The sequence below is a fragment of the Geodermatophilus sp. SYSU D01105 genome (genome assembly GCF_054050095.1).
Map to the genome: position 1 here is coordinate 49,400 of NZ_JBJGYR010000005.1, position 24,723 is coordinate 74,122.

Here is a 24,723-nt window from a genome sequence, read left to right on the forward strand (position 1 = left end):
GTGAACGCGCCGGGTCGCTGTGTGTCGGGGCCGGATCCGGGAGGTCACGACCTCATCACGGTCCGGTCGCCCCCCGGTCGGTGCCTCGGACCAGCAGTTACCTTCCCCCCACTGATGGGGCCAGCCCGGCTCGGGCTGGCCGAGTGCACCACCGACAGCACAGTGGGAGTGGCTTGATGCGCACAGGCATCCTCGCCCGGAGCGCCGCTGTCTCGGCTGCGGCCCTGCTCGTCCTGACCGCCTGCGGCGGCGGGGACGACGAGGGCGGCAGCGCGAGCGGCGGCGGCGGCGACAGCGGCGAGAAGCAGGTCAACGTCTACGGCTCCGACGGCAACATGGGCAACGCCCTCGGTGAGGACTTCACCGAGCAGGGCGCGCTCGCCGGCATGAAGGGCACCCTGCCCCTCACCGAGCTCTCCGGGGACTTCCGCGACCGGCTGATGCAGATCGACCCCAACCTGGTCGACTTCAACTACGCGGGTGAGACCTACGACGCCATCGTCATCACGGCGCTGGCCGCGCAGATGGCCGGCACCAACGACGCCAACGTCTTCAAGGCCTACGTCAACGGCGTGACCGTCGGCGGCGACAAGTGCGAGGACTTCGCCTCGTGCCTCGAGATCGTCAACGGCGGCGGGAACCCCGACTACGACGGCCAGTCCGGCCCGCTGAGCTTCACCGACGCCGGCGAGCCGGCCCAGGCCAGCATCGGCATCCAGCAGTTCGGCGACGACAACCGGATCGACGACAGCGCGACCCGCTACGTCCTGCCCGGTGACGAGGCCAACGCCACGACCGACGAGGGCCCGGCCCCGGCTCCGCCCGGCACCACCAGCCCCGAGCCGCTGGTCATCGGCACCCTGCTGCCGCAGACCGGCAACCTGGCCTTCCTCGGCCCGCCCGAGATCGCCGGTGCGCAGCTGGCGGTCAACGACATCAACGCCGCCGGCGGCGTCCTCGGCCAGCAGGTGCAGCTCATCCAGCGCGACTCGGGTGACACCTCGACCGACATCGCGACCCAGTCGGTCGACGCCCTGCTGCAGGCCGGCGCCAACGCGATCATCGGTGCGGCGTCCTCCGGCGTGAGCCTGACGGTCATCGACACCATCACCGGTGCCGGTGTCATGCAGTTCTCGCCGGCGAACACGTCGGACCAGTTCACGACGTACAACGACAACGGGCTGTACTTCCGCACCGCGCCGCCGGACACGCTGCAGGCCGAGGCGCTGGCCGACCTCATCATCGAGGACGGCAACAACACCGTCGGGATCCTCGCGCTCAACGACCCGTACGGCACCGGGCTCGCGGAGAACGTGAAGAACAACCTGGTGGCCGCCGGTCTCGCCGAGGGCGACATCCAGACGATCATCTACGACCCGCAGGCTGCCAACTTCGACTCCGAGGTGCAGCAGATGGTCGACTTCAACCCCGACGCCGTCGCGGTCATCGGGTTCGACGAGTCCTCGCGGATCATCGAGGGGCTCAACGCGAACGGCATCGGCCCGCAGCGCTGACCCCACCCGGCGCTGTGCCGTCACAGCGCTGACTCCGCGGTGGCCCGGCACCTCCCAGAGGTGCCGGGCCACCGTGCTGTCGGGGTCAGCGCTGCAGCCGCTGGCCCCGTGGCTGCCAGTCGGCGGGCCGGCCCCTGTGGTTGGAGAACTCCACCGACCACCGCCACCAGCTGTGGTCGGGAGCGTGCTCCCAGGCGGTCAGGACGCCGACCTCCCCGCCGGGCAGGACCACGGGCAGCCCGTGGAGCTCCGGCCCGGGCCAGACCTCGCTGCGCCGGATGCCCCCGTCGCCGAGCTCGAGCAGGGTGAGGGGGGAGTAGTCGCCCTCCCGGTCGGCGTCGCCGCGCAGGACGACGCTGTCGTCGTCGGCCACCACCTCCACCCGGAGCTGGGCGGGCGCGGCGTGCACCAGCACCCGGGAGAAGCCGCCGGCGGTGGTCGCGCGCGCGAACTCCAGGCCGTTCATCCCGCCGTCGCGGGACCGCATGCTCCAGGTCCAGTTCATGGCGGACCCCTACCCCGTGACGGGCGCGGACGAGCGACGGCGCCCGTCCCGGGTGGGGACGGGCGCCGTCGGAGACCGACTGGGCTCCTAGTGGGCCTTGGCGAGGGTGCCCAGGTAGAGCTCGATGACCTTGGGGTCGGTCATCAGGTTGCCGCCGGTGTCGGTGTAGGCGTTGCGGCCCTGGTCGAGGACGTAGCCGCGGTCGCAGATCTGCAGGCACCGCCGGGCGTTCTGCTCGACCATGATGATCGAGACCCCGGTCGCGTTGATCCGCCGGCAGCGGATGAAGACCTCGTCCTGGTAGGCGGGGGAGAGGCCGGCCGAGGGCTCGTCGAGGAGCAGCACCGACGGGTCCATCATCAGCGCCCGGCCCATGGCCACCATCTGCCGCTCGCCACCGGAGAGCGCACCGGCCTTGCCCTTGCGCCGCTCACCGAGCAGCGGGAAGAGGTCGATGACGTAGTCGAAGCGCTCCTTGAACGTCTTCGGCCGCAGGTAGACGCCCATCTGCATGTTCTCCTCGATGGTCAGCGAGGGGAACACGTTGTTGTTCTGCGGGACGTAGCCGACGCCCAGGGACACCAGCCGGTGGGCCGGCGCGGAGGTGATGTCCTCCCCGCGCAGCGTCACCGTCCCCGACCGGACGGGGATGAGCCCGAACAGGGTCTTGAGCAGGGTCGACTTGCCGGCGCCGTTGGGACCGATGATCCCGACGAGCTCGCCCTCCTGCAGGTAGAAGTCGCAGCCCCGCAGGATGTTGACGCCCGGCACGTAGCCGGCCACCAGGTCGTCGGCCCGCACCAGGGCGCCCTCGGCCAGCCGGACGTGCTCCTCGCGCGTCGCGGCCTTCTCCGCCGGGGAGAGCGTCGCGGCCGGCGAGGCCGCCTGGGCGGCGCGGGTGAGGTCCTCGCCGGACTCGTCGACCTGGAACAGGGGGTCGCTCATCGGTCGGTCCTCTCCTGGGGCGGGACGTCGGAGCTGAAGACGTCCCCACCCTCGACGTGCTCCTCGCGGGCGATCTCGCGCTCGGCCTCGGCGAGGACCCGGTCCTCCTCCTCGACGGTGAGCGGGGCGTCGTGGTGGGCGCCCAGGTAGGCGTCGACGACGGCCTGGTTCTGGCTGATCGACTCGGGCGGCCCCTCGGCGATCACCCGGCCGGCGGCCATCACCACCACCCAGTCGCTGATGTCCCGGACGACGTCCATGTCGTGCTCGACGAAGATCACCGTCATGCCCTGCTCGCGCAGGTCCTTGACGTGCCCGAGCAGGCTCTGGGTCAGCGCCGGGTTCACCCCGGCCATCGGCTCGTCGAGCATGACGACCTTGGGGTCGCTCATCAGCGCCCGCGCCATCTCCAGCAGCTTGCGCTGACCGCCCGAGAGGGTGCCGGCGAAGTCGTCCTTCTTGGCGTCGAGCTTGAAGCGGCGGAGCAGCTCCATCGCCTTCTCGGTGTTGGCGCGCTCCTGGGACCGCCAGGCGCCCGGCCACAGCGCCCCGAAGAAGTGCTCGCCCTTCTGCCCCTGCGCCCCGAGCAGCATGTTCTGCAGCACGGTCAGCCGGGACAGCGCCTTGGTCAGCTGGAAGGTCCGGACGACGCCGAGGCGGGCGACCCGGTGCGGCGGGAGGTTGGACAGCGACTTGCCGTCGAAGGTCCAGCGACCCGCGTTGGGCTGGTCGAACCCGGTGAGCAGGTTGAACAGCGTGGTCTTGCCCGCGCCGTTGGGCCCGATCAGGCCGGTGATGCCGCCGCGCTGGATCTCCAGGTGCTCCACCGCCACCGCGGTGAGGCCGCCGAAGGTCCGGGTGACGCCGTCCACGACGACGATCGGGTCGGGCTTGGCGACCCCCACCTCCCACGGGACGTCGCGCAGGGCCGCCTGCGCGAGCCGCCGCGGCGCGGCGCCGGTGGTGCCCTGGTCGAGGGACGCGGCGTGCGCGCCGCCGCCGGCCGTGGGCTCGGCGGGCCCTGGCTGAGCAGCCATCGGGTCAGCGGGCATCGAGCATCACCTCTCGTCGGTCACCGAAGATGCCTTGTGGCCGGAAGACCAACAACAGCATGAGCCCGAGCCCCACGAGGACGAAGCGGATGGTCGCGACGTCGGTGGAGGTGAGCAGGCCCTCGGGGATGACCCCGTTGTCGATCAGTGCCCGCAGGATGGTGTCGGCGAACTGCAGGATGAACAGGAGGATCATCCCCCCGATCACCGGGCCGAGCACCCGCGCGGCGCCACCCAGGATCAGGGCGGCGTAGGCCAGGAAGGTGTTGGCGTTCTGGTACTGGTCGGGGATCGCCGAACCGGTGCCCACGGCGTAGACCATCCCGCCGAGGGCGCCGAGGATCCCGCCCATGACCAGCGCCTGCATCTTGTAGACGTAGACGTTCTTGCCCAGGGCGCGGACGGCGTCCTCGTCCTCGCGGATGGACCGGACCACGCGGCCCCACGGGCTGCGCATCAGCGCCCAGATCAGCAGGCTGGCCAGGACGACCAGCAGCCAGCCGATGAGCGCGACCCACAGCTCGCCGCCCGACCAGCTGGTGCCCAGGAGCCGGTAGCGCTCGTTGGTCGGCCAGGGCGCGAGCGCCAGGAAGTCGCCGTTGAACGCCGAGATGCCGCGTGTCCCGTTGGTGACCGGTGTCGCCGACACCGACCGGAAGAGCAACCGCAGGCCCTCCGCCGCGGCGATGGTCACGATCGCCAGGTAGTCCGCGCGCAGCCGCAGTGTCGGCAGGCCGAGCAGCAGCGCGAGGACGACGGCGGCGACCAGGCCGATGGCGACCCCGACCCAGAAGTCCAGCCCCCACTTGCTGACCGAGATGGCGATGCCGAACCCGCCCAGCATGGCGAAGGCGATCTGGCCGAAGTTCAGCAGGCCGGTGTAGCCGAACTGCACGTTGATGCCGATGGCCAGCAGGACGAAGAAGATCGCCTGGAAGCCCAGGGCGGCCTTGCCCGCGACGGCGAGTGCGTTGATGACTTCGCTCATGGGTCAGCCCACCCGGACGCGGCTGCCCAGGATCCCCTGGGGCCGGATGACGAGGATGACGATCAGCAGGAGCAGGCCGCCGACGTACTTGACGTCGTTGGGGATGACCAGCGTCGACATCTGGACGAAGACCCCGACCACGAGGCTGCCGACGAGGGCGCCGTACGCGGTGCCCAGACCGCCCAGGGTCACGCCGGCGAACATGAGCAGCAGCAGCCGGAAGCCCATGTCCCACTGGACCTGGTCGGACAGCCCCAGCAGCACCCCGCCGAGCGCGGCCAGCGCCCCACCCATCATCCAGACGACCAGGATCACCCGGTTGACGTCGATGCCCGAGGAGGCCGCGAGGTCCCGGTTGTCCGAGACCGCCCGCATCGCCTTCCCGATCTTGGTGCGCTGCAGCATGAGCGCGACCAGGACCAGGACGACGATCGAGATGACGATCGAGGTGAGGTCGGCGTTGGTGAGCCGGAACAGGCCGTAGTCCACGGCCCGGCCGCCGCCGACGCCCTGGTAGGGGTTGGACCGGCCGCCGTAGACCAGCTGGACCAGGTAGCGCAGCAGCAGCGACAGGCCGATGGACACGACCAGGGCGGCGATCAGCCCGGTGCCCCGGCGGCGCAGCGGGCGCCAGAGCCCCAGCTCGTTGAGCGCCCCGACCGCCGCCCCGACCACCATGGCGATCAGCGCCGCCGGGATGAGCGGGACGCCGCCCTCGACGTTGACGAACCACGCGACGACCGCGCCGATGGTGACCAGCTCGCCGTGCGCGAAGTTGGTCAGCCCGGTCGTCCCGAAGATGAGCGACAGTCCGACGGCGCACATCGCGATGAGCAGGCCGAAGCGGATGCCGTCGACCAGCAGCTGGACGGCGCGGATGGTGCTCCCGCCGCCCTCCCGGCTGCCGTCGTTGAGGCCGATGATCACCGCCTGCCGGCGTCCCTCGTCGACCGTGACCGTGCGGCTGTCCTCGCCGGCCAGCTGGACGTTCTCCGGCAGGTCGTCGGCGTTGAGCGTGACCACGTACTCCCCGGGCCCGGGCAGGTCCACCTCCCAGCGGCCCTGCTCGTCGGTCTCGACGGAGTCGACCTCCTGGCCGGTGGCCGTGGTGACGGTCATCTCCACGCCCTCGATCGGGCCGCTGCGGCTGGTCTGCAGCGTCCCGGCGACCTGCTCGCCCTCGGCCTGGGCGATCCCTGGGACGAAGGCGGCGAGCCCCAACCCGAACGCGGCGACCAGGAGGACCCGGACCAGGTAGCGGCGCCGGGCGTGGGGACCGGACCGGCCCACGGACCCGGTGGGGTCCGGAGCCGGACCCGGTCGTCGACCGTGTCGTCGGACACGGCCTGGCGCGTGCGTCACTCGACCTCCTAGGCGTGCTGAGTGCGGGGGACCCTAACCCGGCTGTGTTTCCGGTCGCTGTCCTCAGCGCGAGCTGTGACCTTTCCGCGACACGCCGCGCGTGTCGCCTCCGTCCCCGAGCGGCGCGCCGCCGTGCCCCGAGGCCGCCGGGAGTGCAGGCTGCAGCCACCGTCCAGGGGAGGACTCCGGTGCCAGGTTTGGGTTCACGGTCCCTCGTCACGACGCGCACGGCGCGTCCCGACGACCTGCCTGCCGTCCTCGCCCTGGTGCGCCAGCACCGGGCCGAGGCCCACGCCGAGGGCGTGCTCACCGGGCAGACGCCGGGAGCTGCCGCGGCGGCCGGGTTCCGCAGGCTGCTCGCCGATCCGGCGCACCGGGTGGTCCTCGCGGTGCTGCCCGGTCCCAACGCGCCTGACGGCGGGGTGGGCGGCGAGGTGGTGGTCGGCCTGGCGATCCTCGGGCTGGACCCGTTGTCGGTGGTCCTCGGCGTCCCGCAGGTGACCGTCGACAACCTCGTCGTCCACCGCGACCACCGTCGTCGCGGCGCGGGGGCGGCGCTGCTCGCCGCCGCCGTCTCCCACGCGACCGGTGCCGGGGCCGACCACGTCGTCGCCGCCGTCGGTGGGCACGAGGCGGAGCGGCAGCGGTTCTTCGCGCGCATGGGGTTCGCCCCGCTCACCACCCGCCGGATCGTCCCCCGGGAGACGCTGGCCCGGGCGCTGTCGGCCTGGCAGCGCGGCGGGGTGACCGTCCCGGCCCCACGCCGTCCCGCGGTGCGGCGCCGGCCGGTCGCGCGGGTCGTCCCGCTCCTGGACGCCGCCGAGGGCTGACCGCCCTCGAGTTCAGCCCGTCACTGCCCGACGACGCGCGGGTCCTGGCAGCTGGACCTCGCCCAGCAGCGCGGTCGCGTCAGCTCTGCCGCGACGAGGCCGCGTCCCCGAGCATGCAGGTCAGCCGGGCGGTCGCCGTCGGCCGGCCGGCGTCGTCGCTGACCTCGACGCGGAACGTGGCGAGTGTCCGGCCGCGCCGCACCGGTGTGGCGACGGCGGTGACCGTCCCGCTGGTGGCCGCCCGCAGGTAGCTGACGTTGAGCTCGACGCCGACGCAGGTGCGTCCCGGGCCCGCGCCGAGGGCCGCCGCCCAGGACGCGACCGTCTCGACCAGCGCGCAGGTGGCCCCGCCGTGGAGCAGCCCGGCCGGCTGCTGGTTGCCCTCGACCGGCATGGTGGCGACCAGGTGCTCGGGGTCGTAGTCGGTGATCTCGATGCCGAGCTTCTCGTCGAGCGGGCTGGAGAAGCCCGGGGGCAGCCAGTCGGGGCGGGCGAGGGTCACCGCGGCACGGTAACCGTCCACGGCCCCGCTGCAGGGGCCCGACCCGAGCTCGCGAGGGCCGGGGGGCAGCGGGGTCCCTTCACTAGGATCGGGCCCGATGTCCGCTCCGGTCTCCGCCCCCGCGTCCAGCCCCGCCGTCCCGACCGCTGGCGCCGTGCGCCCGCGGCTGCTGCTGCTCGACGGGCACTCCCTGGCCTACCGCGCCTTCTTCGCCCTGCCGGTGGAGAACTTCTCCACCACCACGGGGCAGCCGACGAACGCCGTCTACGGGTTCACGTCGATGCTGATCAACGTGCTCCGCGACGAGCAGCCGACGCACCTCGCGGTCGCCTTCGACGTGGGGCGCAAGACGTTCCGCAGCGAGATCTACGCGGAGTACAAGGCCAACCGGGCGGAGAGCCCCACGGACTTCCGCGGCCAGGTCAGCCTCATCCAGGAGGTGCTCGCGGCCCTGCACATCCCGGTGATCACCGCCGAGGGCTTCGAGGCCGACGACGTCATCGCGACCCTCACCGTGGCCGCCGTCGAGCAGGGCATGGACGTGCTCATCTGCACCGGCGACCGCGACGCCCTGCAGCTGGTCAACGAGCACGTGACCGTGCTGTACCCGCGCAAGGGCGTCTCCGACCTCACCCGGTTCACCCCGGAGGAGGTCGAGGCCAAGTACGGCCTGTCGCCGGCCCAGTACCCGGACTTCGCCGCACTGCGGGGCGACCCCAGTGACAACCTGCCCAGCATCCCGAGCGTGGGGGAGAAGACCGCCGCCAAGTGGGTGCGCGAGTACGGGTCGCTCGACGCGCTCGTCGACCGGGTCGACACCGTCAAGGGCAAGGTCGGCGACAAGCTGCGCGAGCACCTGTCGTCGGTCCTGCAGAACCGCCGGCTGACCGAGCTCGACCGTGCCGTGCCGCTCGAGGTGGGGCCCGCCGACCTCGCCGTCCAGCCGTGGGACCGCAACGAGGTGCACACCCTCTTCGACAACCTGCAGTTCCGGGTGCTCCGGGACCGGCTGTTCGCCACGCTCAGCAGCGCCGAGCCCGAGGTGGAGGGCGGCTTCGACGTCGCCGTCGACGAGGTGCCGGCGGGCGGGCTGGGGGCGTGGCTGGACGAGCACGCCACCACCGGCCGCACCGGCGTCATCTTCCGCGGCACGTGGGGGCGGGGCACCGGGGAGCTGACCGGCCTGGCGCTGGCCGCCGCCGACGACCACACCACCTTCGTCGACCTCGGTCCCGACCTCGACGTCACCGACGAGCAGGCGCTCGCCGCGTGGCTCGCCGACCCGTCCCGGCCGAAGGTGGTCCACGAGGTCAAGGGGCCGCTGCTGGCCGTCTGGGCGCGCGGCTGGGAGCTCGAGGGGGTGGTCAGCGACACCGCGCTCGCCGCCTACCTCGCGCTGCCCGGCCAGCGCTCCTTCGACCTCGGCGACCTCGCGGTGCGCTACCTGCGCCGCGAGCTCAGGGACGCCGCCGCCGAGGAGTCGCAGCTGACCCTCGACGGGATGGGCCCCTCGGAGGCCGACCTCGCCCGCGAGGCGGCCACGGCCGACGTCCTCAAGGCCGTCGCGGTCAACGACCTGTCCGACGCGCTCGAGTCGGTGCTGGGCCAGCGTGGCGGCGACCACCTGCTCGGCGCGATGGAGCTGCCGCTCACCTTCGTCCTGGCCCGCATGGAGCAGCGGGGGATCGCCGCCGACCTGGAGTTCCTCCAGGAGCTGCAGCGGGAGTTCGCCGAGGGCGTCGCGGCCGCGGCCGCCGAGTGCTACGCGGTGATCGGCCGCGAGGTGAACCTCGGCTCGCCCAAGCAGCTGCAGGCGGTGCTCTTCGACGAGCTGGGCCTGCCGAAGACCAAGAAGATCAAGTCCGGCTACACCACGGACGCCGACGCGCTCACCTGGCTGCTCGAGCAGACCGGTCACCCGTTCCTCGAGCACCTGCTCCGCCACCGCGACGTCACCCGGCTGCGCACGGTCATCGACGGCCTGATCCCGATGGTCGACGACGGCGGGCGCATCCACACGACGTTCCAGCAGACGATCGCCGCGACCGGCCGGCTGAGCTCCACCGACCCGAACCTGCAGAACATCCCGATCCGCACCGCCGAGGGCCGCCGGATCCGGCAGGCGTTCGTCGTCGGCTCCGGCTACGAGTCGCTGATGACGGCGGACTACAGCCAGATCGAGATGCGGATCATGGCCCACCTCTCCGGGGACGAGGGCCTGATCGAGGCCTTCACGTCCGGGGAGGACCTGCACTCCTTCGTCGCCGCCCGGGCGTTCAACATCCCGATCGAGGACGTCGACCCGGAGATGCGCCGCCGGATCAAGGCCATGAGCTACGGGCTGGCCTACGGGCTGTCGGCCTACGGCCTCTCCCAGCAGCTGCGGATCTCCACCGAGGAGGCCCGCGAGCAGATGCACGCCTACTTCGAGCGCTTCGGCGGCATCCGTGACTACCTCGACAGCGTCGTCGACGACGCCCGGCAGACCGGCTACACCGAGACGACGCTCGGCCGGCGCCGCTACCTGCCCGACCTGACCAGCGACAACGGGCAGCGGCGCCAGATGGCCGAGCGGATGGCGCTCAACGCCCCGATCCAGGGCTCGGCGGCCGACGTCATCAAGGTCGCCATGTTGAACGTGGAGAAGGCCGTCGCCGCCGAGGGGCTGCGCTCCCGGATGCTGCTGCAGGTGCACGACGAGCTGGTGCTCGAGGTCGCGCCGGGGGAGCGGGAGGCGCTGGAGGCACTGGTGCGCCGCGAGATGGCCGGCGCCGCCCGCCTCTCGGTGCCGCTGGAGGTCTCCGTCGGCTTCGGTGCCAGCTGGGATGCCGCCGCGCACTGATGGCGGACACCGACGCCCGACCAGCCGCACCCGCCCGGCCCCGGGGCCTCACCGTCGCGCACACCGCGCAGCTGCCGGACGACCTCCTCGCGGCGGCCCGGACCCTCCTCGACGAGGCGTTCGAGGGCGACTTCACCGACGAGGACTGGGAGCACGCGCTCGGCGGCGTGCACGCCCTCGTGCTCGACGGCGGTCGGCTCGTCGGCCACGGTGCCGTCGTCCAGCGCCGGCTGCTGCACCGGGGGAGGGCGCTGCGCGTCGGCTACGTCGAGGCCGTGGCGGTCGCCGCCCCGCACCGGCGCCGGGGCGTCGCGTCGGCGGTCATGGACCAGCTCGAGGCCGTCGTCCGCCGCGCGTACGACGCCGGCGCCCTCAGCGCCACCGACGACGGCGCCGCGCTCTACGCCGCCCGCGGCTGGCAGGCCTGGCGGGGCCCCACGGCGGTGCTCACCCCTGCGGGCCTGCGCCGCACCCCGGACGACGACGGCTCCGTGTACGTCCTGCCGGGACCGGCGCCGCTGGACCTCGACGGTGAGCTGGCCTGTGACTGGCGCGACGGCGACCCCTGGTGAGGTCTCACCGTCGACCTGGGGTCGAGGGTGAGGGTGCCGCGTCAACGCCCGGGTGGGGCGGTCTTCGTGCACACCAGGATCAGCGTGCCCGGGACGAGGGCTCCGCGGGCCGGTGACCACTGGCCCCACTCCTGGGTGCGGCCCGGCGTCCACTCCGGCTCGACCAGGTCCGCCAGCACGAACCCCGCGCCGACGACGGCGCGCACCCAGTCGCCGACCGTGCGGTGGTGCTCGACGTAGACCGCGCGCCCGTCGTCGTCGGTCTCCACGTACGGGGTGCGGTCGAAGTAGGACGAGACGATGCGCAGGTCCCCGGGGTCGGGGGAGTCGGGGAACGGCCAGCGCATCGGGTGGTTCACCGACGCGACGAAGCGGCCACCCGGCCGCAGCACCCGCGCCACCTCGGCCAGGGCGTCCTCGACGTCGGCGACGAAGGGCAGCCCGCCGTAGGACGAGCAGGCCACGTCCACGCTCGCCGAGGCGAGCGGGAGCGCCCCGACGTCGGCCTGCACCAGGGGGACGGCGATGCCGGTGGACCGGTTGAGCTCCGCCGCGCGGGCGAGCATCCCGCCCGAGAGGTCCAGCGCCACGACGTCGGCGCCGGCGCGGCGCAGCCAGCGCGAGCAGGGCGCCGATCCGCAGCCGACCTCCAGCACCCGGCGGCCCGCGACGTCCCCGAGCAGGTGCGCGTCGCCCTCCCGCAGCCCCTCCGGGCACCACAGGAAGTCCGCGTCGCCGAGGTCGGCGCCGTGCTCGGCGAGGTAGGCCGGCGCCGCGGCGTCCCACCAGCGGCGGTTGGCCCGGGCGGACTCCGCGGCGCCCGAGGGACGCCGGGTCACCCCGCCGGGGGCCGGGTAGCCGTCCTCGGCGAGGGGGAGACCGGGGGGTGGCGGGCGACCGTTCATGACACGCCGATCGTGACACGCCGCAGGTGGCGTCAGACGGGTGCCGACCCAGGTGGACCCGTCCCTCCGGACGTCAGTAGCATGGGAATGCGCCAGAGGTCTGTCTGTGCTGTCCCCAACGGGGGTCGGCGCGCGCCGGTCTCCCCGCTCCCCGCGGTCACCCGGCCGCGGGTCGTCCTGTCCCTTCTCATCCCCCGTCCGGAGCACTCGACCACATGACCTCCACCCAGGTCCGTCCGAACAGCACCCCCCAGGTCGCCGTCAACGACATCGGCACCGAGGAGGACTTCCTCGCCGCGATCGACCAGACGATCAAGTACTTCAACGACGGCGACATCGTCGAAGGCGTCATCGTCAAGGTCGACCGGGACGAGGTGCTGCTGGACATCGGCTACAAGACCGAGGGCGTCATCCCCTCGCGGGAGCTGTCCATCAAGCACGACGTCGACCCCAACGAGGTCGTCACCGTCGGCGACGAGGTGGAAGCCCTCGTCCTCCAGAAGGAGGACAAGGAAGGCCGCCTGATCCTGTCCAAGAAGCGCGCCCAGTACGAGCGCGCCTGGGGCACGATCGAGGCGAAGAAGGAAGCCGACGAGGTCGTCACCGGCACCGTCATCGAGGTCGTCAAGGGTGGCCTCATCCTCGACATCGGCCTGCGCGGGTTCCTCCCCGCCTCGCTGGTCGAGATGCGCCGCGTCCGCGACCTGCAGCCCTACGTGGGCCGCGAGCTCGAGGCCAAGATCATCGAGCTCGACAAGAACCGCAACAACGTCGTCCTCTCCCGCCGGCAGTGGCTGGAGCAGACCCAGTCCGAGGTCCGCAGCGAGTTCCTCAACAAGCTCGCCAAGGGCCAGGTCCGCACCGGCGTCGTCTCCTCGATCGTCAACTTCGGTGCGTTCGTGGACCTGGGCGGCGTCGACGGCCTGGTGCACGTCTCCGAGCTGTCCTGGAAGCACATCGACCACCCGTCGGAGGTCGTCGAGGTCGGCCAGGAGGTCACCGTCGAGGTCCTCGACGTCGACCTGGACCGCGAGCGGGTCTCCCTGTCGCTGAAGGCGACGCAGGAGGACCCGTGGCGGCAGTTCGCCCGGACCCACCAGATCGGCCAGGTCGTGCCCGGCAAGGTCACCAAGCTGGTGCCCTTCGGTGCGTTCGTCCGCGTCGACGAGGGCATCGAGGGTCTGGTGCACATCTCCGAGCTGGCCGAGCGCCACGTGGAGATCCCCGAGCAGGTCGTGCAGGTCGGCGACGAGATCCTGGTCAAGGTCATCGACATCGACCTCGACCGGCGCCGGATCTCGCTGTCGCTCAAGCAAGCCAACGAGGGCGTCATCGGCGACGAGGACCAGTTCGACCCGGCCGCCTACGGCATGGCCGCGTCCTACGACGAGCAGGGCAACTACATCTACCCCGAGGGCTTCGACCCGGAGACCGGCGAGTGGCGCGAGGGCTTCGAGGCGCAGCGCGACGAGTGGGAGCGGCAGTACGCCGAGGCCCAGGCTCGCTACGAGGCGCACCGCAAGCAGATCGCGGCCGCCAAGGAGGCCGACGCCGAGGCTGCGGCCGGCGGCAACTACTCCAGCGGTGGCGACGCGGCCCCGAGCGACACCTCGGGCGGCACGCTGGCCAGCGACGAGGCGCTCGCCGCGCTGCGGGCCAAGCTCGCCGGCGGGGAGTGACCGCGCTCGGCTGAGCGCAGCTGCACCACCTGAGGCCGAGGCCCGGGTCCCCGCGGGGTCCCCGGCCTCGGTCGTCCCTCCCATCCCCTGGAGGGACGAGTCGAAGGACCCCCTGCCCCCGCCCCTCGCGGAGCTCGCGGCGGGACCCCGCACGAGGCCGGGCCGGCCGGGGCAGGTGGGACCTTGCTACAGGCTCAGGATGATCGCGAACGCGGTACGCGGGCGCCCGCCGGTGTTGGCCAGGAACTGCCAGGTGTGCCGGCCGGCCGGCGCGGTGGCCGACAGCCAGCGCATGAACGCGTTGCGCGGGCGGACGCCGGCGTTGCGCTCCAGTCGCTCACGCACGGCCGGCAGGTCGGTGCACCGGACGCCGGTGGGGCGGTCCAGCCGGTGTCGACCGGGGCCCCGGCGGACAGCAACGGGGGCCGACGAGGGAGCCGCGTGGGCGGATCGGGACATGGTCGGTTCTGCCTCTCTCGGCGGGGAAGTGCGCCGAGGACAGAGTTGTCCACGGGACGCGTGTGACTGGAGCGACGCGCCGGGCAGGACGGGCGGGTGTTACCCGTCCGTGATCGGCCCTGGCGTGCTGGCTACTGTCCGTGCGTGCTGCGCATCGGGCTGACCGGCGGGATCGGATCGGGCAAGAGCACCGTGGCGGGGCTGCTGGCCGCCCGGGGCGCGCGGATCGTCGACGCCGACCGCATCGCCCGCGAGGTCGTCGCGCCGGGTACCGCGGGGCTCTCCGCCGTCGTCGACGCGTTCGGGCCCGGCGTGCTGACCGCCGAGGGAGCCCTGGACCGGCCCGCCCTCGCGGCGATCGTCTTCGCCGACCCGCAGGCGCGGGCCCGGCTCGACGGCATCGTCCACCCGCTGGTGCGGGCCCGGGCCGCCGAACTGGTCGCCGAGGCGCCGGCCGACGCCGTCGTGGTGCAGGACGTGCCGCTGCTGGTGGAGACCGGCCAGGCGGCGTCCTACGACCTCGTGCTGGTGGTGGAGGCGGACCTGGAGACCCGTGTCCGGCGGCTCCTGCAGCGGGGGCTCGGCGAGGACGACGCCCGCGCGCGCATCGCCGCCCAGGCCACCGACGAGCAGCGCCGCGCCGTCGCCGACGTCGTCCTGGACAACAGCGGCACGCCGGAGGACCTCGAGGCGCAGGTCGACCGCTTCTGGGCCGAGCGGGTGGCGCCGGCGCTCGGCTGACCGGGTCCGGGGACGCGAAGAGGCCCAGGTCGTCCGACCCGGGCCTCTCTCGTTGTGGGCGATACTGGGTTCGAACCAGTGACCTCTACCGTGTCAAGGTAGCGCTCTACCACTGAGCCAATCGCCCGTTCCGCCTCACCGCGCTCGGCGAGACGCCGAGGTGGAGACGGGATTTGAACCCGTGTAGACGGCTTTGCAGGCCGTTGCCTCGCCTCTCGGCCACTCCACCGCACACACGGGCGCCGGTCTCGCGACCAGCGCCCGAGGTTCCGAGCGGACGACGGGATTCGAACCCGCGACCCTCACCTTGGCAAGGTGATGCTCTACCAACTGAGCCACGTCCGCGTTGCTGTCGTACAGGGAGAACAATACAGGACCCGGAGACGGCGTCTCAGGGGGGTCCCCCCGTGGGGTCAGCGGCCGCTCGGGTCGGCCCCGCCGTTGGACAGCAGGGCGGTCAGCTCGTCGTCCACGTCGAGCACGGAGGACTCCTCGCCGACGGGCACGACGTTCTCGGTCAGCCGCAGGAACCCGGCCACCGTGCCGCGGGAGACCTCGAAGAGCGCCTCGCCCGAGGGCGCGCGCAGGTGGAGGAACAGGACGTCGCCGGAGGTCCGGGACGGCCACAGCCGCACGTCGCCGTCCCCGGCGGGCCGATCCAGGCCGGCCCGGAGCAGTTCGCGACCGACCAGCCAGGCGATGCCCTCGTCGTCGGTGGCGTCCCCGTCGCCGAAGGTGATCCGGACCGCGAACGGGTCGCGGACCTCGTAGGACAACACCGCGGGCACCTCGGTCCAGGACTGCGGTCCGACGAGGTGCAGGGTCGTGGGGCAGGTGTACCCGGGCGTCGAGCGGCTGGTCATGTTCCCAACAACGACCTTTCCTGAGCGAGGTCACGCCGCGGTCCCCCCGGGCGTGTCAGGCCATGGGTGCCCGCTCCGGGCCGTCCTGAACCGCGCGCTCTCCCCGGCGTGGCCGACGCGTGTGACGATGGTCGCCGTGAGCCGTCCGCCACGGCGGGGCGGGGACGACCCCCGGGACGCCGACCTGCTGCTGCGGGTGCGCGCGGGGGACCGGGGTGCCCTGGAGGACCTCTACGACCGGTTCAGCCGCCCCGCCTTCGCGCTCGCCCGGCGCGTCCTGGCGGACGACGCGCTGGCCGAGGACGTCGTCCAGGAGGTGTTCCTCGGGATCTGGCGGGATCCCGGGGCCTACGACCGTGACCGCGGCAGCCTCCCCGCCTGGCTCATGGCGCTGGTCCACCACCAGGCCGTGGACGCCGTCCGCCGGGAGGAGGCCCACCGGCGCCGGCGCAGCCGGGTGGCCGACGACCTGACGCTCACCGAACCCACGGCGACCCGCGACGTGGAGGACGACGTCTGGGCGCGGGTGGTGGCCGACCGCGTCCGGGCCGCGCTGGGCACCCTGTCCGCGGCGCAGCGCGAGGCGCTGACCCTCGCCTACTACGGCGGGTACACCCAGCGGGAGGTCGCGGCCCTGACCGCCACCCCGCTCGGCACCGTCAAGACGCGGATGCTCGCCGGCGTGCGCCGGCTCCGGGAGGAGCTGGGTGGCAGCTCCCGGGGCGGGGCGCTCAGCGGAGCCGCCCGCGTGGAGGGTCCGAGCCGGTGAACGAGGCCCGGGGCGCCGCGCCGCGGCGCGGGGACCACGAGCACTTCGACGAGCTGGCCGTCGGCTGGGCACTGCACGCCCTCGAACCCGAGGAGGAGACCCTCGTCGCGGCACACCTGCCGGAGTGCGCCCGCTGCCGGCACACCGTCGCCGAGACCGCGGAGGTGATGGGGGCGCTGGCGACCGAGCTGCCCCCCGTGCAGCCCTCGGAGCGGCTGCGCGCCCGGCTGCGCGCCGCGGTGGAGGCGACCGAGCAGGCGACGCCGGCGCCGGTCGCCGAGGAGCCGCCCGCGCCCGCCGACCCGGGCCGGCCGGCGGACGGGGTCCCCGACCTCGTCGTCCCCGTCCCGGCGGCACGCAGCGCACCCCCGACCCCGTGGCGGCGGGTCGTGCCCAACGCCCTGGTGGCCGCGGCGGTGGCGGCGATCCTCGCCCTCGGCACGTGGAACGTCGTCCTCAGCTCGGCCCGCGACCAGGCGCAGGGTGCGGTCGCCGAGCAGGGCCGGGTGCTCGACGCGCTGCTGACCCCGGGGCGGGCCACCGTCACGCCGCTGTCCGGGGACGACGGCTCGCCGGTGGCCACCGTCGTCGCGCGCAGCGGCCAGGTCCAGGTGGTGACCCACGGGCTGTCGGTCAACGACGCCCGGGAGCAGACCTACGTGGTGTGGGGCCTCGGCGGTGACGCGCCGGTGGCGCTGGGCACGTTCGACGTCATCCGCCCACGGATGGACCTGCGCGCCGTAGGCTCCGCGACGACCGGCCCCGACGACTTCACCGCCTACGGGATCAGCCTCGAGTCCGGTCGTTCGGCTCCGTCGGCCCCGACGGAGCTCGTCGCTCGCGGGGAGGTGACCAACTGACCGGTCCGGAGACGGTGCAGCCCGAACGGGCGCGGCACCACCACCAGACGCCCGAGCAGCTGAGGGCGCACTTCGACGACGACGGTTTCCGCAGCCTCCGCGAGCGGGTCGCCGAGGCCCGGTGGCGGCGCCGGCTGGCCGGCAGCCGCACCGTCGACTCGACCTACCGGCTGGGCGTCGGCATCGTCGGTGGCCTGATCGTCGCCGTCGGCCTGGCGACCATCCCGCTCCCGGGGCCCGGGTGGCTCACCGTCATCGCCGGCCTGTTCGTCCTGGCGACGGAGTTCTTCTGGGCCGAGCGGCTGCTGGAGTTCACCAAGCAGCACGTCAAGCGCTGGACCGACTGGCTGGGGCGGCAGCCGGTCTGGGTGCGGCTGGCGGTCGCGGCGGCGACGGCGGCCTTCGTCTACGGGGTCCTCGTGGTCACGCTGCACGTGATGGGCGTCCCCGACTGGGTCCCGGGGTGGGTGCCGCTCTGGCGGTGACCGTCTGGCACAATGGGGGACGCACGGGCGATTGGCTCAGTGGTAGAGCGCTTCGTTCACACCGAAGAGGTCACTGGTTCGAACCCAGTATCGCCCACTCCCGGCAGAGGCCCGGTCCGCGGACAGCGGGCCGGGCCTCTCGCGATCGGCCCCGCCGCGGTCCGCGGAGGAGGACGATGGGGGAGATGTCCCCGCGCCGGCGCCCGCCCGACCCCGAGCCGGTCCGTCCGCGGGCGCCCGGGAGGGCCGAGCGGCTGGCCGTCGTCCTCGAGCGGGACGGGGCGACCTGCACCTGGTGCGGCCGGGAGCTCGGGGGTCTGGTGCGGCCCACCACCGAGCACGTCGTCCCGCGGGTGAAGGGCGGCCCGTCGTGGATCGAGAACGAGGTGGCCGCCTGCGGCCGGTGCAACGCCGAGCGCGGTCACCGCAGCCCGGTCGACTGGCTGGAGGAGTGCCGGCGGCGCCGCTGGCCGGTCGACGCGCCCCGGCTGGCGCGGGCGCTGACCGCGCTGGAGGCGGCCATCGCCCGGAAAGGCGGGCAGCGGCGGGCGCGGCCCTACCTCGACGCGCAGCTCCGCCGGCTCCGCCGCCGCACGCCGGGGGGCCGTACGGTCGCCTGAGCGGCGGGCGGGCCGGGTGACGGCCAGCGGCGCCCGGACGCGGGGGACGAGGGCCGGCGAGGAGGACGTGTGAGCGACGCGGTCGGCAGGGTCGTGCAGGTGAGCGTCTACCCGGTCAAGAGCCTGGGTGGGCGGACCGTCCGCGAGGCCGAGGTCGGGGCGGGAGGCCTCGTCGGTGACCGGGTGTGGGCCGTCGTCGACGCCACGACGGGGGAGCGGGTGACGGTCAAGGAGAGCCCCGACATGGCCGGCGTGGTCGCCACCGGGGACACCGAGGCCGACACGATCACCCTCACCGAGGTCCTCGGCCGCCCCGTGCGACTGGAGCGGGCCGACGCGCCCCAGGTCGACGCGGCCGCCGTGCACCTCGTCAGCCGGGCGGCGGTCCACCGCGCCGCCGAGGGGGACGTGCCACCCGGCTGCTCGGCCGACGACCCGCGGGCCAACCTGCTGCTTGACCTGCCCGAGGGGGAGGACGAACGGGCCTGGGTGGGACGGGTGCTGCGCGTCGGCCCGGCCGAGCTGCAGGTCACCCGCACGCCGAAGCACTGCCTGGGCGTCTACGCCGAGGTGCGCCGTCCCGGGACCGTGCGCGCGGGCGACCCCGTCGAGCTCCTCCCCGCGTGACCGGCCGGGACCGCACCGGCCGTCGTCCGGGGGCGCCCCCCGCGGCGCACTAGGCTCGGGGGGCCAATCCGATCGACCTCTGGAGCGCTCTCGTGTCGACCCCGCCCTCGCCCACCACCGTCGGTCCCGTCCGGGTGCCGGCCGGGACGACGGCCCAGGACGCGCTCAAGGAGGCCGGGGTGCCGCTCAAGGGCCCCGACGGCGCGGTCGTCGTCCGCGACGTGGCCACCGGTGACCTCAAGGACCTGGCGTGGGTGCCCGACGCCGACGCCGAGGTCGAGCCCGTGCCCGCGGCCAGCCCGGAGGGGCGCGCGGTCATCCGGCACTCGACGGCGCACGTCCTCGCCCAGGCCGTGCAGGACCTCTTCCCGGGTACCCGGCTGGGCATCGGCCCGCCGGTGGAGAACGGCTTCTACTACGACTTCGACCCCGAGCGACCGTTCACCCCCGAGGACCTCAAGGCCCTCGAGAAGCGGATGCAGGAGATCGTCAAGGCCGGCCAGTACTTCTCCCGCCGCGAGATCAGCGACGCCGACGCGCAGGCGGAGCTGGCACACGAGCCCTACAAGCTCGAGCTGATCGGGTTGAAGGGCGGCGCAGGCGAGGCGGCCGAGGGTGCCGACGTGGAGGTCGGCGGCGCCCAGCTGACCATGTACGACAACCGCGACGCGCGCACCGGCGACCTGGTCTGGACCGACCTGTGCCGGGGCCCGCACCTGCCGCGGACCTCCACCATCCCGGCGTTCTCCCTGACCCGGTCGGCCGCTGCCTACTGGCGGGGCAGCGAGAAGAACCCGCAGCTGCAGCGCATCTACGGCACCGCGTGGGAGAGCAGGGACGCGCACAAGGCGTACCTGGAGCACCTGGCCGAGGCCGAGCGCCGCGACCACCGCCGCCTCGGCGTGGAGCTGGACCTGTTCAGCTTCCCCGACGAGATCGGCTCGGGGCTCGCGGTGTTCCACCCCAAGGGCGGCGTGGTCAAGCGGGAGATGGAGGACTACGTCCGGCAGCGCCACATCGAGGAGGGGTTCGACTACGTCGGCACCCCGCACATCACCAAGGCGCACGTCTTCGAGCTCTCCGGCCACCTGCCGTACTACGCGGACACGATGTTCCCGCCCATGGAGCTGGAGAACGCGCAGTACTACCTCAAGGCGATGAACTGCCCCATGCACAACCTGATCTTCAGGTCGCGCGGGCGGTCCTACCGCGAGCTGCCGCTGCGCTTCTTCGAGTTCGGGACCGTGTACCGCTACGAGAAGTCCGGCGTGGTGCACGGCCTCACCCGCGTGCGCGGCCTCACCCAGGACGACTCGCACAGCTACGTCACGCCCGAGCAGGCGCCCGGCGAGGTCCGCCACCTGCTGGCGTTCGTCCTCGGCCTGCTGCGCGACTTCGGCCTCGACGACTACTACCTGGAGCTGTCCACCCGCGGGGACGACCCCGAGAAGCAGGCCAAGTTCGTCGGGTCGGACGAGCAGTGGGCCCTCGCCACCGCCGTGCTCGAGGAGGCGGCGGAGGAGACCGGTCTGGAGCTCGTCCCCGACCCGGGCGGGGCGGCGTTCTACGGACCGAAGATCTCGGTGCAGGCCCGCGACGCCATCGGCCGCACCTGGCAGATGTCGACCATCCAGTACGACTTCAACCAGCCTGCGGGCTTCGGCCTGGAGTACACGACGCCCGACGGCGGCCGGCAGCAGCCGGTGATGATCCACTCCGCGAAGTTCGGGTCGATCGAGCGGTTCTTCGGCGTCCTCACCGAGCACTACGCCGGCGCCTTCCCGGCGTGGCTGGCGCCGGTGCAGGTCGTCGGGATCCCGGTCACCGACGAGCAGGTCGGCTACCTCAGCGACGTCGCGCTGGAGCTGCGCGCCCGGGGCATCCGGGTGGAGGTCGACGACTCCGACGACCGGATGCAGAAGAAGATCCGCACGGCGAGCAAGCAGAAGGTGCCGTTCGTGCTCATCGCCGGGGCCACCGACGCCGAGGCCGGCGCGGTCTCCTTCCGCTTCCGCGACGGCAGCCAGCACAACGGGGTGCCCGTCGCGCAGGCGGTCAGCGCCATCGCGGCGTGGGTGGCCGGCCGGGCCAACGTCGACCCGACCGCCGATGCGCTGGTGACCGGATGAGCACGGGCGCGGAGGAGAGCTACCGGGTCGCCGTCTCCGCCGACGACGGCGGCCCGGCGACGGTCTTCGAGCACCTGTGGACGCCGTACCGGATGGCCTACATCCGGGGCGAGGGCAAGCCGACCGGTGCCCACGACTGCCCGTTCTGCCTCATCCCGCAGATGAGCGACGAGGAGGGGCTGGTCGTGGCGCGCGGGGAGACCGTCTACGCCGTCCTCAACCTCTACCCGTACAACGCCGGCCACCTGATGCTCGTGCCCTACCGGCACGTTCCCGACTACACCGACCTCACCGAGCCGGAGGTCGTCGAGCTCGGCCGGTTCACCCAGACGGCGATGCGGGTGGTCCGCTCGGTGTCCGGGGCGCACGGGTTCAACATCGGCATGAACCAGGGCTCGGTCGCCGGCGCCGGCATCGCCGACCACCTGCACCAGCACGCCGTGCCGCGCTGGGGCGGGGACACCAACTTCATGCCGGTCATCGGGCTGACCCGGGTGCTGCCCCAGGTGCTGGCCGAGACCCGCTCGCTGCTGGCCGCGCACTGGCCGGACGCCGACCGGTCCGCTCCGGTCCGGGGGGACTGATGCTCGGCGTCAACGCCCGTGCCGCTGTCGGGCGGTTCTGGGCGCCGGTGGTGGCCGGGCTCCTGCGGGCCGGGGTCACCGCGGACACGGTCACCCTGGTCGGCACGCTCGGCGCGATCGCCGGCGCGGCCGGGCTGATCGCCACCGGGCACCTGTTCTGGGGCGCGTTCACCGTGACGGTGTTCGTGCTGCTCGACATGCTCGACGGCGCGCTGGCCCGCGCCCGGGGCGGTGGCTCGGTGTTCGGCGCGGTGCTGGACTCCACCGGCGACCGGGCGGCGGACGCGGCGATCTTCGGCGCGCTGGTGTGGTGGTTCTCCGGGGAGGGGGACAACCGCCTCCTGGTGCTGCTGGCCCTGCTGTGCCTGGTGCTCGGGGTGCTGACCTCCTACGTCAAGGCGCGGGCCGAGGGCGTCGGGCTCCGCTGCGACGTGGGCATCGTCGAGCGCACCGAGCGGCTGATCCTCGTGCTGGTCGGCACCGGCTTCAGCGGGCTGGGCATCCCGTACGCGGTGCACGTCGCGCTGTGGGTGCTGCTGGTCGGCAGCGCGGTCACCGTGGGGCAGCGGTTCGCCGCCGTCCACCGGCAGGGCCGCGGCCGGGCCCTCCCGTCGTCGCCGCCGTCCCCGCCCCCGCCGGGCGCCGCCCCGTGAGCGACGCGGTGGGTCCCGCGCCCGCGGCGCCGGCCCCCGGTGCGCCGGGCCCGTCCGCCGGAACCGGGCGCCCGCCGCTGCCCTCCCGGGTCGGTGCCCGGCTGACCGACCTCGGCTTCGCGGCGGGCTGGGGTGCGGTCCAGCGGCTGCCCGAGCCGGTCGCCCGGGGCGCCTTCGACGCGGCGGGGCGCTGGGCCGCCGCGCGGGGCGGGAGGGGCGTCCGCCAGCTGCGCGCCAACCTGCGGGTGGTCACCGGGGGGCGGCTGTCCGAGGCGGAGCTCGACGAGCTCACCACGCGCGCGATGCGCTCCTACGCCCGCTACTGGCAGGAGGCGTTCCGGCTGCCGCGGCTGTCCCGCGAGCGGATCGTCGCCGGCACCGTGCACACCGGCGTGGAGCACTTCGAGAAGGCCCGCAGCGAGCGCCGCGGCGTGATCGCGGCGCTGCCGCACAGCGGCAACTGGGACGCCGCGGGGGTGTGGCTGACCGACTGGCTCGGCGGGCCGTTCATGACCGTCGCCGAGCGCCTGCGGCCGGAGTCGCTGTACCGCCGTTTCCTGGAGTACCGGGAGTCCCTGGGGATGCGGGTGGTCCCGCTGACCGGCGGGCCGCGCCCGAGCTCGACCGTGCTGCGCGAGTGGGTCGAGGGCGGCGGGTGGACCTGCCTGGTGGCCGACCGGGACCTCGGCGCCGGCGGCGTCCCCGTGGAGTTCTCCGGCCGCCCGACGACCCTGCCCAGCGGGCCGGCGTTGCTCGCCGCGCAGACCGGCGCGGCCCTGCACCCGGCGTTCTGCTCGTTCACCGAGCGGGGCTGGCGTTTCGACGTCTTCCCCGAGGTCCCCGTCGACGGGCCGGGCCGGCTGCGCGACCGCATCGGCGCCGCGATGCAGGGGGTCGCCGACGCCTTCACCGAGAGCATCGCCCGCCGTCCGGAGGACTGGCACATGCTCGGCCGGATCTGGTCCGACGTCCCGCCCGACCCCCCTCCGGAGCGGCGCTGATGCGCATCGGGCTGGTCTGCCCCTACCAGTGGGACGTCCCCGGCGGCGTCCAGTACCACGTGCGCGACCTGGCCGAGACGCTGCGCGCGATGGGCCACCACGTCGAGGTGCTCACCCCCGCCGAGCGGGAGGAGTCCCTGCCCGCCGAGCACGTGACCTGGGCCGGGCGGACCGTCCCCGTCCCGTACAACGGCTCGATGGCCAGCGTGCAGTTCGGGCCGGTGTCGGCCGCGCGGGTGCGCCGCTGGCTGCGGGAGGGCCACTTCGACGTCGTCCACGTGCACGACCCGGCGCCGCCGTCGATCGGGCTGCTGGTGTGCATGATCGCCAAGGGCCCGATCGTGGCCACCTTCCACGCGGCCACCACGCGGTCGAAGTGGCTGGCCGCGTGGGGCCCGGTGATCCGGCCGTGGCTGGAGAAGATCACCGGGCGGATCGCGGTGTCGGACTTCGCCCGCCGGGTGCAGGTCGAGCACCTGGGCGGGGACGCGGTCATCATCCCGAACGGCGTGCACGTCGCCGCGTTCGCCGAGGGCCCGACGCTGCCCGGGCACACCCGCGGGGTCGACGGCCCCACGATCGGCTTCCTCGGGCGCTACGACGAGCCGCGCAAGGGCCTGCCGGTCCTGCTCGAGGCCATGCGCACCGTCGTCCGCAGGCACCCGGGCGCCCAGTTGCTCATCGCCGGGCGCGGCGACCCCGACGCGGTGTACGAGCAGCTCGGCGACGACCTGCGGCCGCACGTCTCCCTGCTCGGGGAGCTGTCGGAGGAGGACAAGGCCGCCCTCCTCCGGTCGGTCGACGTGTACTGCGCGCCGAACCTCCTGGGGGAGTCCTTCGGGATCATCCTCATCGAGGCGCTGGCCGCGGGGGCACCGATCGTCGCCAGCGACCTCGACGCGTTCGCCCAGGTGCTGCAGGACGGCGCGGCGGGCGTGCTCGTGCGCCGCGGCGACGCCCGGGCGCTGGCCCGCGCGCTGTCGGACCTGCTCGCCGACCCGCAGCGCCGCGCGCGGTTGTCGGCGACCGGGCGCGAGGCCGCGGCGGCCTACGACTGGTCGGTCATCGCCCGCCGGATCCTCGACGTCTACGAGACCGTCGTCCTGCCCGGATCCGGGGAGGTCACCGCCGAGGAGTCCGACGACGGCCTGGCCGACCTGCCGGACGTGGCCGACGACGACACGGACGACGCCCCGCCGCGGTCGACCCTGCGCCGGTGGGTGCAGCGCTAGCCTG

25 protein-coding genes and 4 tRNA genes are annotated in these 24,723 nt (G+C 73.6%); 17 read left to right on the forward strand and 12 right to left on the reverse strand.

Translation table 11 applies throughout. The features are described 5' to 3' along the window. The first annotated feature begins 176 nt into the window (after positions 1 to 176). Positions 177 to 1,514 (forward strand): ABC transporter substrate-binding protein, encoded by a 1,338-nt coding sequence (locus ACI79I_RS05925; RefSeq protein WP_456991362.1) that lies wholly within the window; start codon positions 177 to 179, stop codon positions 1,512 to 1,514. 85 nt (positions 1,515 to 1,599) lie between these two features. Here ACI79I_RS05925 and ACI79I_RS05930 read toward each other — a convergent pair whose 3' ends face one another. The 5 genes from ACI79I_RS05930 to ACI79I_RS05950 form a co-directional block, all read right to left on the reverse strand. Further along, a complete protein-coding gene (locus tag ACI79I_RS05930) occupies positions 1,600 to 2,019 on the reverse strand; it encodes a DUF7712 family protein (RefSeq protein WP_456991363.1) in 420 nt (139 codons plus the stop codon). Positions 2,020 to 2,106: 87 nt separating this feature from the next. After that, positions 2,107 to 2,964: an ABC transporter ATP-binding protein gene (locus ACI79I_RS05935; RefSeq protein ID WP_456991364.1), complete on the reverse strand. Its 858-nt coding sequence runs from the start codon at positions 2,962 to 2,964 to the stop codon at positions 2,107 to 2,109. Then, positions 2,961 to 4,001 carry an ABC transporter ATP-binding protein gene (locus tag ACI79I_RS05940; protein ID WP_456991365.1) on the reverse strand — a complete coding sequence of 347 codons (1,041 nt, stop codon included), beginning with the start codon at positions 3,999 to 4,001 and terminating at the stop codon, positions 2,961 to 2,963. Before ACI79I_RS05940 ends, ACI79I_RS05935 begins: the two co-directional genes overlap by 4 nt. A 4-nt stretch (positions 4,002 to 4,005) precedes the next feature. Then, positions 4,006 to 5,004 (reverse strand): branched-chain amino acid ABC transporter permease, encoded by a 999-nt coding sequence (locus ACI79I_RS05945; protein ID WP_456991366.1) that lies wholly within the window; start codon positions 5,002 to 5,004, stop codon positions 4,006 to 4,008. Positions 5,005 to 5,007: 3 nt separating this feature from the next. Beyond that, the gene (locus ACI79I_RS05950; RefSeq protein ID WP_456991367.1) at positions 5,008 to 6,294 is read right to left on the reverse strand and encodes an ABC transporter permease subunit; all 1,287 of its coding nucleotides are present in this window, start codon (positions 6,292 to 6,294) and stop codon (positions 5,008 to 5,010) included. 269 nt (positions 6,295 to 6,563) lie between these two features. Between ACI79I_RS05950 and ACI79I_RS05955 the strand changes: the two genes are divergently transcribed. Further along, the gene (locus ACI79I_RS05955; protein ID WP_456991368.1) at positions 6,564 to 7,196 is read left to right on the forward strand and encodes a GNAT family N-acetyltransferase; all 633 of its coding nucleotides are present in this window, start codon (positions 6,564 to 6,566) and stop codon (positions 7,194 to 7,196) included. Positions 7,197 to 7,275: 79 nt separating this feature from the next. On the opposite strand, the gene ACI79I_RS05960 is transcribed toward ACI79I_RS05955, so the two are convergent. After that, on the reverse strand, positions 7,276 to 7,698 hold the full coding sequence (locus ACI79I_RS05960; RefSeq protein WP_456991369.1) for a PaaI family thioesterase: 423 nt from the start codon (positions 7,696 to 7,698) through the stop codon (positions 7,276 to 7,278). Between the two features lie 97 nt (positions 7,699 to 7,795). Here ACI79I_RS05960 and polA point away from each other — a divergent pair, with 97 nt between their 5' ends. Together polA and ACI79I_RS05970 are read left to right on the forward strand one after the other, a co-directional pair. Beyond that, complete coding sequence (gene polA, locus ACI79I_RS05965) at positions 7,796 to 10,540, forward strand: DNA polymerase I (protein ID WP_456991370.1); 2,745 nt, start codon at positions 7,796 to 7,798, stop codon at positions 10,538 to 10,540. Then, positions 10,540 to 11,112: a GNAT family N-acetyltransferase gene (locus tag ACI79I_RS05970; protein ID WP_456991371.1), complete on the forward strand. Its 573-nt coding sequence runs from the start codon at positions 10,540 to 10,542 to the stop codon at positions 11,110 to 11,112. Before polA ends, ACI79I_RS05970 begins: the two co-directional genes overlap by 1 nt. Positions 11,113 to 11,153: 41 nt before the next feature. Here ACI79I_RS05970 and ACI79I_RS05975 read toward each other — a convergent pair whose 3' ends face one another. Then, complete coding sequence (locus ACI79I_RS05975) at positions 11,154 to 12,017, reverse strand: class I SAM-dependent methyltransferase (protein ID WP_456991372.1); 864 nt, start codon at positions 12,015 to 12,017, stop codon at positions 11,154 to 11,156. Positions 12,018 to 12,232: 215 nt separating this feature from the next. Here ACI79I_RS05975 and rpsA point away from each other — a divergent pair, with 215 nt between their 5' ends. Continuing rightward, on the forward strand, positions 12,233 to 13,696 hold the full coding sequence (rpsA, locus tag ACI79I_RS05980) for a 30S ribosomal protein S1 (protein WP_456948366.1): 1,464 nt from the start codon (positions 12,233 to 12,235) through the stop codon (positions 13,694 to 13,696). A gap of 186 nt (positions 13,697 to 13,882) precedes the next feature. On the opposite strand, the gene ACI79I_RS05985 is transcribed toward rpsA, so the two are convergent. Further along, positions 13,883 to 14,041, reverse strand: coding sequence for a hypothetical protein (locus tag ACI79I_RS05985; protein ID WP_456991373.1), 159 nt, complete (start codon positions 14,039 to 14,041; stop codon positions 13,883 to 13,885). A 258-nt stretch (positions 14,042 to 14,299) separates the two neighbouring features. On the opposite strand from ACI79I_RS05985, the gene coaE reads away from it, so the two are divergent. Further along, positions 14,300 to 14,896 carry a dephospho-CoA kinase gene (gene coaE / locus ACI79I_RS05990; RefSeq protein WP_456991374.1) on the forward strand — a complete coding sequence of 199 codons (597 nt, stop codon included), beginning with the start codon at positions 14,300 to 14,302 and terminating at the stop codon, positions 14,894 to 14,896. 55 nt (positions 14,897 to 14,951) lie between these two features. On the opposite strand, the gene ACI79I_RS05995 is transcribed toward coaE, so the two are convergent. The 4 genes from ACI79I_RS05995 to ACI79I_RS06010 form a co-directional block, all read right to left on the reverse strand. Beyond that, positions 14,952 to 15,023 (reverse strand) — tRNA-Val (locus tag ACI79I_RS05995). Between the two features lie 31 nt (positions 15,024 to 15,054). Next, a tRNA-Cys gene (locus tag ACI79I_RS06000) sits at positions 15,055 to 15,125 on the reverse strand. A gap of 43 nt (positions 15,126 to 15,168) precedes the next feature. Further along, positions 15,169 to 15,241, reverse strand: a tRNA-Gly gene (locus ACI79I_RS06005). 68 nt (positions 15,242 to 15,309) lie between these two features. After that, positions 15,310 to 15,759 carry an SsgA family sporulation/cell division regulator gene (locus ACI79I_RS06010; protein WP_456991375.1) on the reverse strand — a complete coding sequence of 150 codons (450 nt, stop codon included), beginning with the start codon at positions 15,757 to 15,759 and terminating at the stop codon, positions 15,310 to 15,312. 127 nt (positions 15,760 to 15,886) lie between these two features. Here ACI79I_RS06010 and ACI79I_RS06015 point away from each other — a divergent pair, with 127 nt between their 5' ends. The 11 genes from ACI79I_RS06015 (at position 15,887) to ACI79I_RS06065 (ending at position 24,719) form a co-directional block, all read left to right on the forward strand. Then, the gene (locus ACI79I_RS06015; protein WP_456991376.1) at positions 15,887 to 16,528 is read left to right on the forward strand and encodes a sigma-70 family RNA polymerase sigma factor; all 642 of its coding nucleotides are present in this window, start codon (positions 15,887 to 15,889) and stop codon (positions 16,526 to 16,528) included. After that, the gene (locus ACI79I_RS06020) at positions 16,525 to 17,388 is read left to right on the forward strand and encodes an anti-sigma factor domain-containing protein (RefSeq protein WP_456991377.1); all 864 of its coding nucleotides are present in this window, start codon (positions 16,525 to 16,527) and stop codon (positions 17,386 to 17,388) included. The genes ACI79I_RS06015 and ACI79I_RS06020 overlap by 4 nt, the downstream gene beginning before the upstream one ends. Positions 17,389 to 17,402: 14 nt before the next feature. Further along, a complete protein-coding gene (locus ACI79I_RS06025; RefSeq protein ID WP_456991378.1) occupies positions 17,403 to 17,873 on the forward strand; it encodes a TIGR02611 family protein in 471 nt (156 codons plus the stop codon). A gap of 25 nt (positions 17,874 to 17,898) precedes the next feature. Further along, positions 17,899 to 17,970: transfer RNA gene (locus ACI79I_RS06030), tRNA-Val, on the forward strand. 79 nt (positions 17,971 to 18,049) lie between these two features. After that, on the forward strand, positions 18,050 to 18,493 hold the full coding sequence (locus tag ACI79I_RS06035; protein ID WP_456991379.1) for an HNH endonuclease: 444 nt from the start codon (positions 18,050 to 18,052) through the stop codon (positions 18,491 to 18,493). Between the two features lie 69 nt (positions 18,494 to 18,562). Further along, the gene (locus tag ACI79I_RS06040) at positions 18,563 to 19,120 is read left to right on the forward strand and encodes an MOSC N-terminal beta barrel domain-containing protein (protein ID WP_456991381.1); all 558 of its coding nucleotides are present in this window, start codon (positions 18,563 to 18,565) and stop codon (positions 19,118 to 19,120) included. Between the two features lie 92 nt (positions 19,121 to 19,212). Continuing rightward, positions 19,213 to 21,249, forward strand: a complete 2,037-nt coding sequence (thrS, locus tag ACI79I_RS06045) for a threonine--tRNA ligase (RefSeq protein WP_456991382.1) — start codon at positions 19,213 to 19,215, stop codon at positions 21,247 to 21,249. Further along, on the forward strand, positions 21,246 to 21,833 hold the full coding sequence (locus ACI79I_RS06050) for an HIT family protein (RefSeq protein ID WP_456991383.1): 588 nt from the start codon (positions 21,246 to 21,248) through the stop codon (positions 21,831 to 21,833). Before thrS ends, ACI79I_RS06050 begins: the two co-directional genes overlap by 4 nt. After that, positions 21,833 to 22,486, forward strand: a complete 654-nt coding sequence (pgsA, locus tag ACI79I_RS06055; protein ID WP_456991384.1) for a phosphatidylinositol phosphate synthase — start codon at positions 21,833 to 21,835, stop codon at positions 22,484 to 22,486. Before ACI79I_RS06050 ends, pgsA begins: the two co-directional genes overlap by 1 nt. Continuing rightward, positions 22,483 to 23,487 (forward strand): phosphatidylinositol mannoside acyltransferase, encoded by a 1,005-nt coding sequence (locus tag ACI79I_RS06060; protein WP_456991385.1) that lies wholly within the window; start codon positions 22,483 to 22,485, stop codon positions 23,485 to 23,487. The genes pgsA and ACI79I_RS06060 overlap by 4 nt, the downstream gene beginning before the upstream one ends. After that, a complete protein-coding gene (locus ACI79I_RS06065; RefSeq protein ID WP_456991386.1) occupies positions 23,487 to 24,719 on the forward strand; it encodes a glycosyltransferase family 4 protein in 1,233 nt (410 codons plus the stop codon). The genes ACI79I_RS06060 and ACI79I_RS06065 overlap by 1 nt, the downstream gene beginning before the upstream one ends. Positions 24,720 to 24,723: the final 4 nt, after the last annotated feature.

Bases quoted from the DNA above. Each gene is read 5' to 3' on its own strand.
- ACI79I_RS06010 (WP_456991375.1), bottom strand. From the start codon at position 15,759: ATGACCAGCCGCTCGACGCCCGGGTACACCTGCCCCACGACCCTGCAC.
- ACI79I_RS05945 (WP_456991366.1), bottom strand. From the start codon at position 5,004: ATGAGCGAAGTCATCAACGCACTCGCCGTCGCGGGCAAGGCCGCCCTG.
- ACI79I_RS06065 (WP_456991386.1), top strand. From the start codon at position 23,487: ATGCGCATCGGGCTGGTCTGCCCCTACCAGTGGGACGTCCCCGGCGGC.
- ACI79I_RS05940 (WP_456991365.1), bottom strand. From the start codon at position 4,001: ATGGCTGCTCAGCCAGGGCCCGCCGAGCCCACGGCCGGCGGCGGCGCG.
- ACI79I_RS06050 (WP_456991383.1), top strand. From the start codon at position 21,246: ATGAGCACGGGCGCGGAGGAGAGCTACCGGGTCGCCGTCTCCGCCGAC.
- ACI79I_RS05970 (WP_456991371.1), top strand. From the start codon at position 10,540: ATGGCGGACACCGACGCCCGACCAGCCGCACCCGCCCGGCCCCGGGGC.
- ACI79I_RS06015 (WP_456991376.1), top strand. From the start codon at position 15,887: ATGGTCGCCGTGAGCCGTCCGCCACGGCGGGGCGGGGACGACCCCCGG.
- ACI79I_RS05975 (WP_456991372.1), bottom strand. From the start codon at position 12,017: ATGAACGGTCGCCCGCCACCCCCCGGTCTCCCCCTCGCCGAGGACGGC.
- ACI79I_RS05925 (WP_456991362.1), top strand. From the start codon at position 177: ATGCGCACAGGCATCCTCGCCCGGAGCGCCGCTGTCTCGGCTGCGGCC.
- polA (WP_456991370.1), top strand. From the start codon at position 7,796: ATGTCCGCTCCGGTCTCCGCCCCCGCGTCCAGCCCCGCCGTCCCGACC.
- ACI79I_RS05935 (WP_456991364.1), bottom strand. From the start codon at position 2,964: ATGAGCGACCCCCTGTTCCAGGTCGACGAGTCCGGCGAGGACCTCACC.
- rpsA (WP_456948366.1), top strand. From the start codon at position 12,233: ATGACCTCCACCCAGGTCCGTCCGAACAGCACCCCCCAGGTCGCCGTC.
- ACI79I_RS06035 (WP_456991379.1), top strand. From the start codon at position 18,050: ATGGGGGAGATGTCCCCGCGCCGGCGCCCGCCCGACCCCGAGCCGGTC.
- ACI79I_RS05930 (WP_456991363.1), bottom strand. From the start codon at position 2,019: ATGAACTGGACCTGGAGCATGCGGTCCCGCGACGGCGGGATGAACGGC.
- pgsA (WP_456991384.1), top strand. From the start codon at position 21,833: ATGCTCGGCGTCAACGCCCGTGCCGCTGTCGGGCGGTTCTGGGCGCCG.